The organism is Aquabacterium sp., from assembly GCF_035476535.1.
Classification (GTDB): domain Bacteria; phylum Pseudomonadota; class Gammaproteobacteria; order Burkholderiales; family Burkholderiaceae_C; genus Pseudaquabacterium.
This window is the reverse complement of sequence record NZ_DATILJ010000311.1, coordinates 20,477-36,515: the sequence shown is the minus strand read 5'-3', so window position 1 is coordinate 36,515 and position 16,039 is coordinate 20,477. Positions and strand designations below refer to the sequence as shown.

Annotated in this window: 16 protein-coding genes; 3 read left to right on the top strand and 13 right to left on the bottom strand. The window is 66.8% G+C overall.

Annotated features, from left to right (window positions below; translation table 11 throughout):
* From VLK61_RS30105 to VLK61_RS30085, 5 genes are all read right to left on the bottom strand, one after another.
* On the bottom strand, window positions 1-671 hold a 671-nt coding region (locus VLK61_RS30105), incomplete at its 3' end, for a DUF444 family protein (RefSeq protein WP_325427048.1).
* Between the two features lie 61 nt (window positions 672-732).
* Window positions 733-2,655, bottom strand: a complete 1,923-nt coding sequence (locus VLK61_RS30100; RefSeq protein WP_325427046.1) for a PrkA family serine protein kinase — start codon at window positions 2,653-2,655, stop codon at window positions 733-735.
* Between the two features lie 396 nt (window positions 2,656-3,051).
* Entirely contained in the window at window positions 3,052-3,945 is an 894-nt protein-coding gene (locus VLK61_RS30095; protein WP_325427045.1) for a ParB/RepB/Spo0J family partition protein, read from the bottom strand.
* 11 nt (window positions 3,946-3,956) lie between these two features.
* Window positions 3,957-4,466 carry a hypothetical protein gene (locus tag VLK61_RS30090; RefSeq protein WP_325427043.1) on the bottom strand — a complete coding sequence of 170 codons (510 nt, stop codon included), beginning with the start codon at window positions 4,464-4,466 and terminating at the stop codon, window positions 3,957-3,959.
* Window positions 4,463-5,008, bottom strand: coding sequence for an RBBP9/YdeN family alpha/beta hydrolase (locus VLK61_RS30085; RefSeq protein ID WP_325427050.1), 546 nt, complete (start codon window positions 5,006-5,008; stop codon window positions 4,463-4,465). The genes VLK61_RS30090 and VLK61_RS30085 overlap by 4 nt, the downstream gene beginning before the upstream one ends.
* 56 nt (window positions 5,009-5,064) lie before the next feature.
* Here VLK61_RS30085 and argC point away from each other — a divergent pair, with 56 nt between their 5' ends.
* The gene (gene argC, locus VLK61_RS30080; RefSeq protein ID WP_325427041.1) at window positions 5,065-6,009 is read left to right on the top strand and encodes an N-acetyl-gamma-glutamyl-phosphate reductase; all 945 of its coding nucleotides are present in this window, start codon (window positions 5,065-5,067) and stop codon (window positions 6,007-6,009) included.
* Between the two features lie 28 nt (window positions 6,010-6,037).
* Here the strand turns inward: argC and VLK61_RS30075 are convergent, their stop codons facing one another.
* The 4 genes from VLK61_RS30075 to mnmG form a co-directional block, all read right to left on the bottom strand.
* Window positions 6,038-6,820, bottom strand: a complete 783-nt coding sequence (locus tag VLK61_RS30075; RefSeq protein WP_325427039.1) for a GNAT family N-acetyltransferase — start codon at window positions 6,818-6,820, stop codon at window positions 6,038-6,040.
* Between the two features lie 16 nt (window positions 6,821-6,836).
* Window positions 6,837-7,607: a ParA family protein gene (locus VLK61_RS30070; RefSeq protein WP_325427037.1), complete on the bottom strand. Its 771-nt coding sequence runs from the start codon at window positions 7,605-7,607 to the stop codon at window positions 6,837-6,839.
* 52 nt (window positions 7,608-7,659) lie between these two features.
* A complete protein-coding gene (gene rsmG, locus VLK61_RS30065; protein WP_325427035.1) occupies window positions 7,660-8,343 on the bottom strand; it encodes a 16S rRNA (guanine(527)-N(7))-methyltransferase RsmG in 684 nt (227 codons plus the stop codon).
* 154 nt (window positions 8,344-8,497) lie between these two features.
* Window positions 8,498-10,465 (bottom strand): tRNA uridine-5-carboxymethylaminomethyl(34) synthesis enzyme MnmG, encoded by a 1,968-nt coding sequence (mnmG, locus tag VLK61_RS30060; protein ID WP_325427033.1) that lies wholly within the window; start codon window positions 10,463-10,465, stop codon window positions 8,498-8,500.
* Window positions 10,466-10,631: 166 nt separating this feature from the next.
* Here mnmG and VLK61_RS30055 point away from each other — a divergent pair, with 166 nt between their 5' ends.
* Complete coding sequence (locus VLK61_RS30055; protein WP_325427031.1) at window positions 10,632-10,889, top strand: YkgJ family cysteine cluster protein; 258 nt, start codon at window positions 10,632-10,634, stop codon at window positions 10,887-10,889.
* Window positions 10,890-11,338: 449 nt separating this feature from the next.
* On the opposite strand, the gene VLK61_RS30050 is transcribed toward VLK61_RS30055, so the two are convergent.
* The gene (locus VLK61_RS30050) at window positions 11,339-12,052 is read right to left on the bottom strand and encodes a helix-turn-helix transcriptional regulator (RefSeq protein WP_325427030.1); all 714 of its coding nucleotides are present in this window, start codon (window positions 12,050-12,052) and stop codon (window positions 11,339-11,341) included.
* 115 nt (window positions 12,053-12,167) lie between these two features.
* Between VLK61_RS30050 and VLK61_RS30045 the strand changes: the two genes are divergently transcribed.
* A complete protein-coding gene (locus VLK61_RS30045) occupies window positions 12,168-12,584 on the top strand; it encodes a hypothetical protein (RefSeq protein WP_325427028.1) in 417 nt (138 codons plus the stop codon).
* A gap of 19 nt (window positions 12,585-12,603) precedes the next feature.
* On the opposite strand, the gene VLK61_RS30040 is transcribed toward VLK61_RS30045, so the two are convergent.
* Genes VLK61_RS30040 through VLK61_RS30030 form a run of 3 tightly spaced genes read right to left on the bottom strand, consistent with a single transcriptional unit; the run spans window position 12,604 to window position 16,036 of the window.
* Window positions 12,604-13,767: an ABC transporter permease gene (locus VLK61_RS30040; RefSeq protein ID WP_325427026.1), complete on the bottom strand. Its 1,164-nt coding sequence runs from the start codon at window positions 13,765-13,767 to the stop codon at window positions 12,604-12,606.
* Window positions 13,764-14,522, bottom strand: a complete 759-nt coding sequence (locus VLK61_RS30035; RefSeq protein WP_325427025.1) for an ATP-binding cassette domain-containing protein — start codon at window positions 14,520-14,522, stop codon at window positions 13,764-13,766. The genes VLK61_RS30040 and VLK61_RS30035 overlap by 4 nt, the downstream gene beginning before the upstream one ends.
* On the bottom strand, window positions 14,519-16,036 hold the full coding sequence (locus VLK61_RS30030) for an alpha/beta hydrolase (protein WP_325427024.1): 1,518 nt from the start codon (window positions 16,034-16,036) through the stop codon (window positions 14,519-14,521). The genes VLK61_RS30035 and VLK61_RS30030 overlap by 4 nt, the downstream gene beginning before the upstream one ends.
* Between the last annotated feature and the right edge of the window lie 3 nt (window positions 16,037-16,039).

The window sequence follows — 16,039 nt, the reverse complement described above, 5'->3', positions numbered from 1 at the left end:
TTGACCCGCTCGCGCAGTTCGGCCACCTGCTTGCGCAGCATTTCCAGCTCGGCCGGGGCGGCCTCGGGTTGGCGCTCGAGATCGTCGAGCTGCCGTTCGGCGCGCTTCAATTCGGCGCGGGCGTCGCCGCCCATGGCGATGCGGCGGGCCAGGCCGACGCGCATCGAACGCACCACGTGCAGGCTGGTCGGATTGCCTTCCGAGACGAAGCCGGCGCGCCGCAACTTCCATTCCGGCACGTCGGCCAGCAGCTGGGTACGGATCAGGCGTGGCAGGGCGAGATCGTCGAAGAAGTAGTTCATGAACTCTTCGCGCGTGATCCGGAAGACGAAATCGTCCTCGCCCTGGCCGTCCGGGGACGCGCCGGCGCCGGAGCCGCTGCCACCGCCGCCCTGCGGCCGCTGGATGCGGTCGCCGCGCAGGTATTCCTGGTTGCCGGGATGCACCAGTTCGCGGCTGCCCCCGGCCGCGTGGCCGAACGTGGGCTCCGACACGTCCCGCTTGGGCAGGGTGATGTCGGCGCCGTCCTCGATGTCGCGAATGCCCCGGTCGCCGACCGCCTTGCGCACCGCCTCCTTGATCTGCTCGCGGTAGCGGCGCAGGAAGCGTTCGCGGTTGCCGATCGACTTGTTCTTGCCGGACAGGCGACGGTCGATGACCTGGTGGAGCATCGCCCGCTCCGCGCTGCTGTTTGCCACTGGGCGGCTCCTCCTCTTTAAGTGTCGTCTTCGCTCAGGAACTCTTTCGGACCCGCAGATACCACTCGCACAGCAGCCGCACCTGGCGCCGCGTGTAACCCTTCTCTTCCATGCGGTGCACGAAGTCCTCGTGCTTCTTCTGCTCATCGGCCGAGGCCTTCGCATTGAAGCTGATGACCGGCAGGAGTTCCTCGGTGTTCGAGAACATCTTCTTCTCGATCACGCTGCGCAGCTTCTCGTAGCTGGTCCACAACGGGTTCTTGCCGGCGTTGTTGGCCCGCGCCCGCAGCACGAAGTTGACGATCTCGTTGCGGAAGTCCTTCGGGTTGGCGATACCGGCCGGCTTCTCGATCTTCTCGAGTTCGGCGTTCAGCGCGCCGCGGTCGAAGACCTCGCCGGTGTCGGTGTCGCGGTACTCGTGGTCCTGGATCCAGTAGTCCGCATAGGTCACATACCGGTCGAAGATGTTCTGGCCGTACTCCGAGTAACTTTCAAGGTAGGCAGTCTGGATTTCCTTGCCGATGAACTCGGCGTAGCGCGGCGCCAGCTGTTCCTTGATGTACGAGACGTACTTCTGCTCCAGCTCCTGCGGGAACTGCTCGCGCTCGATCTGCTGTTCCAGCACGTACATCAGATGCACCGGATTGGCCGCCACTTCCTGGCTGTCGAAGTTGAAGACCTTGGACAGGATCTTGTAGGCGAACCGCGTGGAGATGCCGCTCATGCCTTCGTCGACACCGGCGTAGTCGCGGTATTCCTGGTAGCTCTTCGCGCGCGGGTCGGTGTCCTTCAGATTCTCGCCGTCGTAGACCTGCATCTTCGAGAACAGCGAGGAGTTTTCCGGCTCCTTCAGCCGCGTGAGGATGGCGAACTGGCTCATCATCTTCAAGGTGCCCGGGGCGCACTTGGCCTGGCTCAGCGACGAGCCGTTGATCAGCTTCTCGTAGATCTTGACCTCTTCGCTGACACGCAAACAGTACGGCACCTTGACGATGTACACACGGTCGAGGAAGGCCTCGTTGTTCTTGTTGTTGCGGAAGGTCTTCCACTCGCTCTCGTTCGAGTGCGCGAGGATGATGCCGTCGAACGGAATCGCGCCGAAGCCTTCGGTACCCTTGAAGTTGCCTTCCTGCGTCGCCGTCAGCAGCGGGTGCAGCACCTTGATCGGCGCCTTGAACATTTCGACGAATTCCAGCAAGCCCTGGTTGGCCAGGCACAGGCCACCGGAGTAGCTGTACGCATCGGGATCATCCTGCGCATAGGTCTCGAGCTTGCGGATATCGACCTTGCCGACCAGCGAGCTGATGTCCTGGTTGTTCTCGTCGCCCGGTTCGGTCTTGCACACCGCGATCTGCTTGAGCACCGACGGAAAACGCTTGACGACCCGGAACTTGCGGATGTCGCCGCCGAACTCTTCGAGGCGCTTGACGGCCCAGGGGCTCAGGATGCGGTTGAGGTAGCGGCGCGGGATGCCGTATTCGCTTTCGAGGATTGGCCCGTCCTCGATGGCATCGAACAAGCCCAGCGGCGATTCGTTGACCGGCGAACCCTTGATCGAGAAGAACGGCACGTCCTGCATCAGCTGCTTCAGGCGCTCGGCGATCGAGCTCTTGCCGCCGCCCACCGGGCCCAGCAGGTAGAGCACTTGCTTCTTCTCTTCCAGGCCTTGCGCGGCATGCCGGAAGTAGGACACGACCTGCTCGATCGAGTCCTCCATGCCGTAGAACTCGGCGAAGGCGGGATAGATCTTGATGACCTTGTTCGCGAAGATGCGCGACATGCGCGGCTCGTTGCGCGTGTCGACCATCTGCGGCTCGCCAATCGCCCTGAGCATGCGCTCGGCGGCTGTGGCGTAGGCTACCGGGTTGCGCTTGCATTCATTGAGGTAGTCCTCAAGGGACAACTCCTCTTCCCGCGAACGTTCGTAGCGGGCGGCAAAACTGGTGATCACGTCCATGCGGACCTCCTTGAGCGGGACTTGAGCACCGGCGCGGGCGTGTGAAGCCCGCATCGGCGTCGGGGAAGTTCTGATGAAGTCCCGGCTGTACGGGCCCAGGCTCCATCAGAGCTTTCCGGTCGGCTGTTTCAGAGGTCTCGGTTCAGCGTATCTCCAGCTTCGTCCAAACATAAGGGCTGCAATGCGCCGAGAAAACCCCGCATCCGGGTGCATCTCTGATCGCTTGCCTTGCAAGCTGCGCGCCAACGTCGTTGTGATCCTATACGTGCTTCAACGACTGTGCACCCCCACCGGCTGACAGCGCAGCACCACCGGTGAACATCATGCGCCGAAACGCGAAGTGCTGCACGTCTGCGGATGGCACGCGCGCCACAGTGGCGGGCGCCTGCATCGAGCTCAGCGCTCTGTCGCGCCGAGCTTGTCGAGCAGGCCGTTGAGCTCTTCGAGCGAGCCGAAAGCGATGGCCACTTCGCCCTGCTCGCCCCGCTTGGTCTTGCGGTGGATGCGGATCTCGACCTGGGCCGTCAGCGCATCGGCGAGCTGCTCTTCCAGTCGCACGAGGTCGCGCGACTTGTCCTTCTTGACGCGCAGCAAAGGCGTCTGCCGACCCGACCCCTGGGCCTTGGCGACCAGGCGCTCGGCCTCGCGCACCGAGAGCTTCTTCGCGGCGATCTCATTGGCCGTCAGCACCTGCTGAGCCGAATCCAGCCCCAGCAAGGCGCGCGCATGGCCCATATCCAGATCGCCGGCCATCAGCATCTGCTGCACCGGCGGCGTCAGGTTCAACAAGCGTAGCAAGTTGCTTGCCGCACTGCGTGAGCGGCCCACGGCCTGCGCGGCCTGCTCATGTGTGAGCTTGAATTCGGTGACCAGGCGCTGCAGGCCTTGCGCCTCTTCGAGCGGGTTGAGGTCTTCGCGCTGGATGTTCTCGATCAACGCCATCACCGCGGCGGCTTCGTCGGGCACATCCTTCACCAGCACCGGCACCTCGGCCAGGCCGGCCAGCTTGGCGGCACGGAAGCGGCGCTCGCCGGCGATGATCTCGTAACCACTGGCGCCCACCGGGCGCACCAGGATGGGTTGCATCACGCCCTGGCTCTTGATGCTTTCGGCCAACTCGTACAGCGAGCCCTCGTCCATGCGGGTGCGCGGCTGGTACTTGCCGGGGCGCAACTGGCTCAACGGCAGCGCACTGGGGCGCGCTGCATCGGCCACCGCGTTGTCGCTGACCTTGGGGCCGAGCAGCGCTTCGAGGCCGAGGCCGAGGCCCTTGGGTTTCTTGGTGACCATGGCGGGAATTGTCACCGACGCAAGCGGCGCTGGGCGGCCGGGAACAGCACCTCGCGCTCGAAGTAGCGTCGCAGCCGCACGATGCGCGGGTCCATGCGGCCGGGCATGCCGGCCAGATGGGCAACGACACCGTCGACGCGCAGCATCAGCACGCTCTGCTCGTCGCGCCGCCAGTGACCGGCCAGGCGTGCGGCGAGCACGTCGTCGCGGTCGTGGGTGCCCAGCACACGCTGCAGGTCGCTGCCGGCGATCCAGCTGTGATGGGCGTCATGCTCGATGCGCAGGCTGATGCCGCCAAAGTTGTGGTATCGGCCCTCTTCATCGGACCAGAGATGTTGGCGGAACCTGTCCTTCAGCACACTGCCGAGCGTCAACGCCAGCCGCGGCAGCATCAGCACGCCAACGGCCAGCCCCATGCCCAGCATCACGCGCAGCCAGGAGCCACGCATGAACAGATCGACCAGCGCGGCCAGGATCATGGCCGCCGCACCCACCAGCGCCGCGCGCTGAAAGCGGGTCATGCGCCCGCCGCAGCCAGTCGGCGTACTTCGGCCACGCCTTCCGGCCAATCGCCAAGACCGGATTCGGCGTTCAGATGGCCACGCGCACCCAGGCATCGCTGGGCCGCACCCCAATCGGCAGCAAGACGCTCGGCACAGTGGGTGTTGCCAAAGGGGTCGTCGCTGCTGTGCAGCACCAGCGCGGCGAACGGTAGCCGCTTGCGCACCATCGGCCGCCAGTTCGCCAGCTGCGGTGGCGTATCGGGGCTTTCGGTATCGGGCGGCGCCACCAGCAAGGCGCCGAGCACACGTGCGGTGTGTGACGAATGCGCCGCCCACGCCGCCACCAGATGGCAGCCCAGGCTGTGCGCCACCAGCACCGCGGGCCGGTCTGCGTCGAGCAGCACCTCTTCCAGACGCGCCATCCAGTCGCCCCGCCGAGGCCAGAACCAATCGTCCTGCATCACACGCTGCCAGCCGTGCTGGCGCTGCCAGCAGCTCTGCCAATGATCCGGGCCGGAGTCCTGCCAGCCCGGCAGCAGGAGCACACGATGATCGGTCATGGACATTGGCTTATCCTCGGCGTTTCTCCGACATCGGAATCCACAGGACTGCTGCCATGACTTACCGTGTCTTCGTCGACGGCCAGGAGGGCACCACCGGCCTTCGCATCCACGAGATGCTGGCGCGCCGCGCCGACATCGAGGTGCTGCGCATCGATGCCGACAAGCGCAAGGACGCGGCAGAGCGCGCCCGCCTGCTGAACGCCGCCGATGTGGCGTTCCTGTGCCTGCCCGACGCCGCGGCGCGCGAGGCCGCGGCGCTGGTGACGAACCCCACCACCTGCCTGATCGATGCCAGCACCGCGCATCGCACGCTGCCCGACTGGGCCTTCGGCCTGCCGGAGCTGGCGGCGGACCAACGGCAGAAGATCCGCGCCAGCAAGCGCATCGCCAACCCGGGCTGCCATGCCAGCGCCTTCATCCTGCTGCTGCGGCCGCTGGTCGATGCCGGGCTGGTGCCGACCAATCTGCCGCTCTCGGCCACGTCGATCACCGGTTATTCGGGTGGCGGCAAGAAGATGATCGAACAGTTCGAAGCGGCGGATGGCGACCCGCGCCTGGCCTCGCCACGGCCCTACGGCCTGAGCCTGGCGCACAAGCACATCCCGGAGATGATGGTGCACGGCCGGCTGACGGCCAAGCCGGTGTTCATGCCCATCGTCGCCAAGTTTTACAAGGGTTTGGCGGTGAGTGTGCCCTTGCACTTCTCGCAGCTGGGAGCCGGTGTTGATGGTACTGCGCTGCACCAGGCCTTGAGCCAGCGCTACGCCGGCGAGCCCTTTGTGCGCGTGATGCCGCTGTCGGATCCGTCGGTGCTGGACGACGGCTTTTTCGACGTGCAGGCCTGCAACGACAGCAACCGCTGCGAACTGTTCGTCTTCGCCAACGAGCAGCAGGCCGTGCTGTTGTCGCGCCTGGACAACCTGGGCAAAGGCGCCAGCGGTGCGGCCGTGCAGTCGATGAACGTGCACCTGGGCGTGGCCGAAGATCTGGGACTCTGAGCGCCCCCAGGCCGGCTGAAGCCGGCCGTCAATGCGCGCCAGGCTCCGGCGACCGGTAGTGGTAGGCATAGGCATCGGCAAAACCCAAGCGGTGGTAGACCGCCCGCGCCGGATGGTTGTCGGACTCCACCTGCAGGTAGGCCACGCGGGCGCCGCGTGAGCGCGCACGGGCCAGCAGCTGGCTGCACAACACACGGGCCAGTCCCTGGCCCCGGCTGCCGGGATGCGTGAACACGTCGTAGAGCCCGACCAGGTCGGCCTCGGTGGCCATCTGGCCACACGCGGCGATGTGGCCGTCGTCCCGCCGCCGCAGCACCCAGCCCTCGTAGGGCACCGGCGACAGCGCCAGGCGTTCGGCATGCGCTCGGCGCTGGGTCGCGGGTGAGCCGCGCAGCGCCCCCACCTGCTCGGCGAACTCGGCCGGCGTCAGCCGTTCCAGTGCAAAGCCCCGGGGCATGACCTCCGCCGGCGCCGGCCAGTCGGGCGCGACCATCACGCGGGTGTCGTCGATGACGTGATAGCCGCTCTGCGCCAGCGCGGCATCCAGCTCAGCGGGCCGGGTGAACGGCGTGACGCGCACGAACATCGGCAAGCCCGCTTCGCGGAACACCGCCTCGCACAGCGCCAGTCGTTCGGCCAGCGGCAAGCGGCCGTCGGCCACTGCATTGATGCAGCGCGCCCGTTTGGCCTTGCCGGGAGAGAAGCGCAGCAACCAGCCGTCGACCCAGCGCTGCTGCGGTGGCGCACTGGCATTGATGCCGGCGTCTTCGATCCGCGACAACAGCGCGGCAGGCAGATCGGTGCTGAGCATCGCCGTCACATCGCCCTTACATCGCCTTCACGCGGTCCACCAACTCGCGCGCAAATTCCACATAGGCCTGCGCGCCTTTTGCCGCCGGGTCGAACACCACGCCGGGCTGGCCATAGCTCGGCGCTTCGGCCAGGCGCACATTGCGTGGGATCACCGCGTTGAACACTTTGTCCCCGAAATGGGACCTGAGTTGATCGCTGACCTGCTGTTGCAGCGTGATGCGCGGGTCGAACATCACCCGCAACAGCCCGATGATCTGCAGGTCGCGGTTCAGATTGGCATGCACCTGCTTGATGGTATTGACCAGGTCGGACAGGCCTTCGAGGGCAAAGTACTCGCACTGCATCGGCACGATCACGCCGTGCGCGCAGCACAGGCCGTTCAGCGTCAGCAGGCTCAAGCTGGGCGGGCAATCGATCAACACGAAGTCATAGCCTGGTGCCACGGGTTCGAGCGCCCGGCGCAAGCGCTCGTTGCGATGGTCCAGCGCCACCAGCTCCACTTCGGCGCCGGCCAGTTCGCGGTTGGCGCCCAGCACGTCGTAGCCGCCTTTTTCGGAGCGCTGAAGCCCCTCGGCGATGGCGGCAGACTCGAGCAGCACGTCGTAGACCGACAGCGGCATGGCGCGCTTGTCGATGCCCGAGCCCATCGTCGCGTTGCCCTGCGGGTCCAGGTCGATCACCAGCACGCGCTGGTCGACCCTGGCCAAGCCGGCAGCCAAGTTGACCGTGGTGGTGGTCTTGCCGACGCCGCCCTTCTGGTTCGCGATGCAAAAGACTTTGGCCATGGGCGAAGTATCGCCGCTCCGTTTGATCAACCCGGCTGCGCCGCGCACCGGCTCAGCCCGGCTCGTGGGGCCGCAGCCACACGAGGCAACGCTGGACTTTCAGTTCCGGCACATGCAATGGTTCCACGTGAAACACCGACACGTCCTTCGGCAGCGCGGCCACCTCGTCGTGCGGCGCTCGCCCCTTCATCGCCAGCCACACACCGTTCGGGGCGATGCAACCACGGGTCCAGCTGACGAAGTCGACCAGCGACGCAAACGCCCGCGACACAACCACATCGAAGCCCGGGCCGGCCGGCAGGGTTTCGACCCGGCCGTGCACGGCATGCAGATTTGGCAGTGCCAGCTCGCCCGCCACCTGGCGCACGAAGCTCGCTTTCTTGGCCACCGCATCGATGCAGCTCACATCCCAGTGGGGCTGCACCATGGCCAGTACCGCACCGGGCAAGCCCCCGCCGCTGCCGACATCCAGCACCCGCAGCGGCTGCTCGCCAGCATGGCGGCGCAGCGCCGGCAGCACAGCCAGACAATCCAGCAGATGGTGACTGAGCATCTCGCTCGGATCGCGCACCGCCGTCAGGTTGTAAACGCGGTTCCAGCGCTGCAGCAGGGCCAGGTAGGCCAGCAGGCGGTCGAGCGTCGCCGCATCGCAACCCAGCCCGAGCTGTTCACTGGCGCCCACCAGCCGAGCACGGGGCTGCGCCGTATCGGCGGCGGCATTCCAGCCCGGGTTCATGAGGTCATCCTGCGTGTGGTGTGCGATAGAGTCCGCGGACAGGCCAATGATTCGTCAAACACGATCCGCCCGCAGCTGCGGATCGTGCTCGAACGCCGGCTCGCCCACCGGGAGTACGCGCCGGGAGTACGCGCTTCTGACTGTCCTGCGAGGCTCAAGCGGCATCCTGTGCAGGCACTTCCGTCTGTTCGGCTCCGCCTTTGAAGCGCCGCTTCTTCAGGTGCACCAGCAGCAGGGAGATCGCGGCGGGCGTCACACCCGAAATGCGAGACGCCTGGCCCAGCGTCTCGGGCCGATGCCGGTTGAGCTTCTGCCTCACCTCGAAGCTCAGCGCTGTCACCTGGTCATAGTTCAGGTCGGCCGGCAGCCGGAGCTGTTCGAATTGGGTCGCTCGTTCGACCTCTTCAGCCTGTTTGCCGATGTAGCCCGCATACTTGGTCGCGATCTCCACCTGCTCGATGACGGTGTCCGCCAGCACCGGGCCCAGTTCAGAGCGCAGTGTTTCACGTGAAACAGCAGTATCCGGCCGGGCGAGGCGCAGGACCTCCGACACGGCATCGAAGCCGATGCCGGGGCGCCGGAGCAGATCCGCCAGGCTGTACTCGCGCTCGATCGCCTTGCCCAGCCAACGCTCGGCGTCAGCGGCTGACAGCAGCCCGGGGTGCACCCAAGTGGACTTCAAGCGCTCGGCTTCTCGTGCCACGGCATCGCGCTTGCGGTTGAACGCCGCCCAGCGCGCATCGTCCACCAGGCCCAGTTCGCGGCCCATCGGCGTCAGCCGTGCATCGGCGTTGTCCTCGCGCAGCTGCAGCCGGAACTCGGCCCGGCTGGTGAACATGCGGTAGGGCTCGCTGACGCCCTTGCCGATCAGGTCGTCGACCAGCACGCCCAGGTAGGCCTGGTCGCGCCGCAGCTGCAGGGGCTCCCGCTCCAGCGCCGCCAGTGCCGCATTGACGCCGGCGTACAGGCCCTGCGCCGCCGCCTCTTCATAGCCGGTGGTGCCATTGATCTGGCCGGCGAAGTACAGCCCGGCGATCGACCGCGTCTCGAAGCTGGACTTCAGCTCCCGCGGATCGAAGTAGTCGTACTCGATGGCATAACCCGGCCGCAGGATGTGCGCCCGCGCCAGCCCGGGCATCGACTGCACGGCAGCCAGCTGGATGTCGAAGGGCAAGGAGGTCGAGATGCCATTCGGGTAGAACTCGTGCGTCGTCAGGCCTTCGGGCTCCAGGAAGATCTGGTGCGCATCCTTGTCGGCGAAGCGGTTGACCTTGTCCTCGATGCTCGGGCAGTAGCGCGGGCCGACGCCTTCGATCACGCCGGTGAACATCGGGCTGCGGTCAAACCCGGAGCGAATGATCTCGTGGGTGCGGGCGTTCGTGTGGGTGATCCAGCATGGCACCTGTCGCGGGTGCTGCTCGCTGCGGCCCATGAAGCTGAACACCGGCACCGGATCCAGATCACCCGGTTGTTCGGCCAGCAAACTGAAGTCGATGCTGCGGCCATCGATGCGCGGGGGCGTTCCGGTCTTCAGCCGCCCTTGCGGCAGCTTCAACTCCTTCAGCCGGGCCGACAGGCTGACTGCCGGCGGATCCCCGGCCCGGCCCGCCGCATGGTTCTGCAAGCCCACATGCACACGCCCATCGAGGAAAGTGCCGGCCGTCAGCACCACCGTCCGGGCGCTGAAGCGAATGCCCACCTGGGTCACAGCACCGACCACCCGATCGCCCTCGACCATCAAGTCATCGACGGCCTGCTGGAACAGCCACAGGTTCGGCTGGTTCTCCAGGCGATGTCGGATGGCCGCCTTGTACAGGATGCGATCGGCCTGCGCCCGGGTGGCCCGCACAGCCGGCCCCTTGGATGAATTGAGAATGCGGAACTGGATGCCGGCCTCGTCGGTCGCGGCAGCCATCGCACCGCCCAGCGCGTCGACCTCCTTGACCAAGTGGCCCTTGCCGATGCCGCCAATCGACGGGTTGCAGCTCATCTGGCCCAGCGTCTCGATGTTGTGGGTCAGCAGCAGCGTGCGGCAGCCCATGCGCGCAGCAGCCAGCGCAGCTTCGGTGCCGGCATGGCCGCCGCCGACAACGATCACGTCAAAACTTTGGGGGTGCAGCACGGTCGGGCGATGCGCACGGAGGCGCAGCGAGGCAAAGCGGGGATACGCAATTGTAGGAAGCTGGAGACTGGCGTGCTGGACGATTGCTGCGACGCCATCGGCCGTCGCGGTCACCACGGAACGCGCTCATGCCGCGGCGGGAATCACGACCTATGATCGCGGCGCCATGGAATGCCGACCTCGCTGCGCCGCCTGCTGCATCGCACCCTCGATCAGCAGCCCCATTCCCGGCATGCCGCAGGGCAAGCCGGCGGGCGTCGCCTGTATTCAGTTGGACGCCGATTGGCGTTGCCAGCTGTTTGGCCTGCCGCAACGGCCGGCCGTTTGCGGCAGCCTGCAGCCTCAAGCCCAGATGTGTGGCACTGCGCGCTGGCAGGCGATGCTGTGGCTCGGTCGTCTGGACGCTCAAACGCAGCCGAACTGACCGTCGACTGCACATGGGTGGCCCAATCCACCCGCTGCTCCAGACACCACCGGTGCCTGGAGCCCAAGTGCAAGCGCTGTTGATCAGCGCATTCTTTTAGTTTTCTCCGCCAGCGCCGGTTCACAGCGCTAACAGCAGCCTGTTCAAGGACAACAGGCCCGACGGATGGGTTCCCTGAGCAAAAAAAGAACAAAAGCGGCCCAGCAAGACCGGGCCGTCGCCGTGCGCTGTCAGAGAGGGGATGTCAGCGCGGCTGAAAATCAGAACCGGGCCTCACCACCCACTCTTGGGCAGCATCACGGCGCAAGAAGAAGCAAATGCTTGCATGGAGGTCTCTCCTGGTTGGGGCCTGGCGCCAAAAACAGCGCTCACCTCAATTCCAGCAGCGGACCCCGCTTCGGGTAAGTGTCAACTCTTACAGGGTGACGCGCCCAAGCTCCAGCATCGCCTCACTGGATAAGCCCCAATCGCAGCGCCTTCAGAACCGCCTGATGCTTGTTGGCGCAGCCCAACTTGTGCATCGCATTGTTGACATGCAGCACCGCCGTGCGTTCGGAGATGCCCAGGATCATGCCGACCTCCCACGCAGTTTTGCCGTCCATCGTCCAGCGCAGCACTTCCAACTCCCGCGGCGTGAGCGCAGGCCTGTCGAGTTCAGGCAGCGAGGGCGCCAGCACCCGCAATGCCGCGTCCTGCGCCATCACGGCAAAGAGTTGCAGGTCGGCGACCAGACGAGTGAGCTCGACGCGGTCGGAGGGCAGCGGCTTGTCGCGCTCGACGCCGAACGCAAAGTGCCGGCCTTCCGGCAGATGCAGCGCCAGGGCCACGCCGGTGCAGTAGCCGAACTGCGCCTGTTCTTCCCATAACTCGCCAACGCCCTGGCTGGTGTAGGTGTTCTGGTCCCAGATGATCGGGATGCTCTGCCGGCGGCAATGCTGCATCACCGGGTCGCGGCGCATCTTGGCGGTGTCGGTACTGACCTGGGTGAAGGCTGCCGGCGTGTTGTCGACATAGACGAACTCCGACCGCCCGATGCCATGGTCAATGACCGCTAACGCCGAAACGGTATTGAACCCCAGCGTTTGTGCAAAGCGCACCACCTCGCCCCGGAAGTCCTCACGACTCCGAGCCTGCAAAACCGAGGCGTAACCACCTTGCAGCATGTGGACTTGTTGGCGCTGAACGACTTCTGCGGGCGGCCCTGACAGGTCTTACAGATTTCAAAGCGATGACGGCTGCCGAACACTGAAGGCTTGGACAACTCCCGGGAGCACAACAGTGATTTCGACTGCACAAGCCATCTGCCCTTCGTGGACGCTGCGGGCTTGGCCGCCACTATTGTGGCAGCTTGGCAGCAAGACTCCGTTTCAACTACAGCATCTTGGAACCCATGTCACGAACCGCGGCGATCACGTCAGCCGGACTGCCGGCCAGACCATCTGGGCCGGCCATTCCGACGATGGTGATGCCGGCATGGCCTGGGATTGGGTGCAGCTGTCTCGCGGCATCGTCGCGATGGCCGACCCGATGTCCGTGATCACCAATCTGCGCTTGCTGGGGCCTGAAGGCGAGGTGCTGACCGCTTTCGAATCCGCGCTCCACCTGAACGTGATGGTCCATGCCCTGCCGTGGCAGGACGAGGTGGAGCGGGCATTGAGTGCCACAGCGCCGGCCTGGCCCGTGCTGCAGCAATAGGCTCGCGGCGGCCGCCGCGCTACCTCACCGCCGCCCCCCGCAGATGCCGCGCCACGAACACCACGCACAGCGTGGTGCCGAGCGCGGCCACGCCCAACGGCGCCAGCAGGTCGGCCCAGGCGATCAGTTCGCCTTTGAGCACCCGGCCCATCAACGTGATCTGCGCCAGCGCCGGTACCCACAGGTGCCAGGGCTTTTCGCCCTCCTGATTGAACACGGTCACCAGCGGCAGCAGCGAGATCGCCAGAATGACCACCGTGCTGTTGGCCTGCGCCTCCTTGAAGCTGCGGCAGCGGATGGCCACCGCCATCAGCACGGCCGCCAGCATTGCCGCCAGCGGCAGCAGCAAGGCCAGGAACAGGCCCGCTTCGCGCAGGCCGAACTGGAACATTGCCGCCAGCGTTTCACTGCGCAGCAGCCATTGCGCCGGCAGGAAGCTGAAGCACGACAGCACCGCGATCAGCATGCCCACGCTGGCCACGGCGCCCCACTTGCCCAACACCAGCGCCATGCGCGACGCCGGATTCATCAACAAAGGCTCCAACGAGCCGCGTTCGCGTTCGCCCGCGGTGGTGTCGAGCGCGGCGTGCAATGCACCGTACAGCACCGCCATCAGCACGAAGAACGGCAGCATCACGGTCAGCTGCGAGGCGCGCGCGCGTGGGTCCGCCAGGTCGCGCTCTTCCATGCGGACCGGCTGCACCAGCGCCGGCGCCACGCCGCGCAAGGCCAGGCGCAGCATCGCCTGCTCCTGGCCAAAGCCTTGCAGCAGCCGGGTCAGCCGCCCCAGGCTGCCTTGCGCCCGGGTGTTGGCGCTGGAGCTCACCAGCTCGACCAGCGGCGCGACGCCGCGCAGCAGGTCGGCCTCGAAATCCGCCGGAATCACCAGCACCGGCTCGCCGAACTGGCGCGACACCAGCTGACGCTCATAGTCCTCGGGCGCGGCCTTGATCACATAGGTCTGGCGCTCGAGGTAGTTGCGCAGCGTCGGCGCGTGATCCAGGCCCACCGCATAGACCTCGCGCGCCTCGGCGCGCTGCTCGATGCCGGCCACCAGCACCGACAGCGCGACCAGGATCACCGGCCCGACGGCCACCGATGACAGCACGACGATCAGCAAGGTGCGGCGGTCGCGCAGCGCATCCCGCAACTCCTTGAGAAACACGATCCAGGCCAGCCTCATGCCGCGGCCTCCTTCGCAAACGCCAGCTTCACGAAACAGGCCTCGAAGTCGACATCGCCGGTGCGTTCCAGCAGCTCGGGCACCGTGCCTTCGGCCACCGTGCGGCCGTGCGAGACCACCACCACGCGGTCGCACAGCCGCTCCACCTCTTGCATGATGTGGGTGGAGAACACGATGCACTTGTGCTGCTCGTCGCGCAACATGCGCAGCGCCTCGCGCAGGCTGCGGGTAGCCAGCACATCGAGGCCATTGGTCGGCTCGTCGAGGATGATGTGCGAAGGGTCATGCACCAGCGCCCGGGCCAGCGCGGTCTTCATGCGCTCGCCCTGGCTGAAGCCTTCGGTGCGGCGGCTCAGCAGCGGCTTCATCTCGAGCATCTCGGCCAATTGATCGGCCCGCGCGTTCGCCGCATCGACCGCCATGCCTTGCAGCTGGCCGTAGTAGACGATGTTCTCGCGCGCCGTCAGCCGCGGGTACAGGCCACGCGCATCCGAGAGCACGCCCATGCGCGCCAGCGCATCGCGCGGGCGCTGGGCCACGTCGATGCCGTCGACATGGATCTGGCCGGCATCGGGCTCGACCAGCGTGGCAATCATGCGCAGCGTGCTGGTCTTGCCGGCGCCGTTGGGTCCGAGCAGGCCGGTGATGCAGCCGTCAGCCGCCAGCAGGTCCAGGCCCTGCACCGCCTGTACCACGCGCGCGCTCCGACCCCGGCCCTGCACGAAGCGTTTGCTCAAGCCCTGCACCTCGATCATCGTGCGGCTCCCGCCGATGCGGCGATCGGGTTGACCGGCACAAACGCCGGCGGCCGCGGCAGCGCAGCGGCACAGTCGGCATCGACCTTCAGCGCCTGCTCCCCATCGTCGGCATCGACGAAGCGCTGAACCGATTCACGCAAACACGCCAGCTGCAACACACCATGTCCGGCGTTAGGCACGACGACATGCCGGGCCTGCGGCCCCAGTGCCCGCGCCACCCGGGCGCCATGGCGCGGCGGCGTCGCCGGGTCGGCGCTACCTGACACGATGAGCGTCGGCACCGATGCCGGCGGCAGCGTGTAGAACACCGCCGGCGGCGTGCCGCGTGGCCACTCGGCGCAGACGTTTCGGTACAGCGCCGCGAAGCTGTCGCCGAAGTCGGGGCCCGCCGCGTCGGCCGCCTGGGCCAGGCGCGGCACGTCCTCGGCACAGACCACCGAAAAGTGCATGCCGGTGGACAGACCACCCCCGCCGCCCAGGCCACTGGCCAGGCCGATCAGCGCTTCGAAACGGCCTTGCGCCGCCTCGGCCAGGGCTGCCGGCAGGCCGGCGGCCAGCGCCGGGCTGTACAGCGGCCCGCGCACCGCGCCGAGCAGCATCGTGCGGCTCAGCGTCACGCGCTCGGGCTGCCCGGTCAGCGGGTGCTGCAGCAGCAACTCCCGCGGCAGCCCGGCCAGCAACTGCTGCCATTGCGCGCGCAACGTGGCGTGGCGCTGCCGGCAGGCCGGTTCATTGGCACAGGCATCGAACAGCGCATCCAGCGCCGCCTGGTTGTCCGTCGAAAAAGCAGCCGGCAGCACCATGTCGGCCGGTGCCACGCCATCGAGCACCGCTCGCCGCAGCTGCTTCGGAAACTGCCGCATGTACTCCAGCACCGCGCGCGTGCCGTAGGACGCGCCGATGGCGTTGATCTGCGCCACGCCCAGCGCCTGGCGCACGGCATCGATGTCGGCCATTGCGATCGTCGTGGTGTACTGCCGCAGGTCGCCATGCGGCAGCTTCTGCAGCGCCTGCCGGCAGGCCTGCAGGCGCTGCAGCTGCCAGCCTTCGTCCAGCATCTCGGCCAGTGGCCGCGGCGGCGCACGCTCGTCGTCGTCGCGGCACTTCAGCGGCGCGCTGCGGCCGGTGCCGCGCTGGTCGACAAAGACCATGTCACGCCGGTTGCCGAAGCGCGCAAAGCGCTTGGACAGCGGGCCAGCCAGCTCGATGGCACTCTGCCCCGGCCCGCCGGCGAAGAAGAACACCGGATCCGGCGCCTTGCGCCGCGCGAGGGCCGGCAGCACGGCATAGTGCAGATCGATCTGCGGCCCCTGCGGCTGCGTGGGGTCCAGGGCCCGCTGCAGCACGCCGCACCAGGCCTCGTGCTCGACGCCTTTCAGCCGGCACGGCTTCAGCGCCACCGGTTCGGCCGCCAGCAGCGGCATGGCCAGCAGCAGTGCCATGCCTGTCATCCAACGGGCCAGCCGGCCGGCCCGCAGCGCACCCGCGCCATCGTGAGTCACAGCATCCATGCC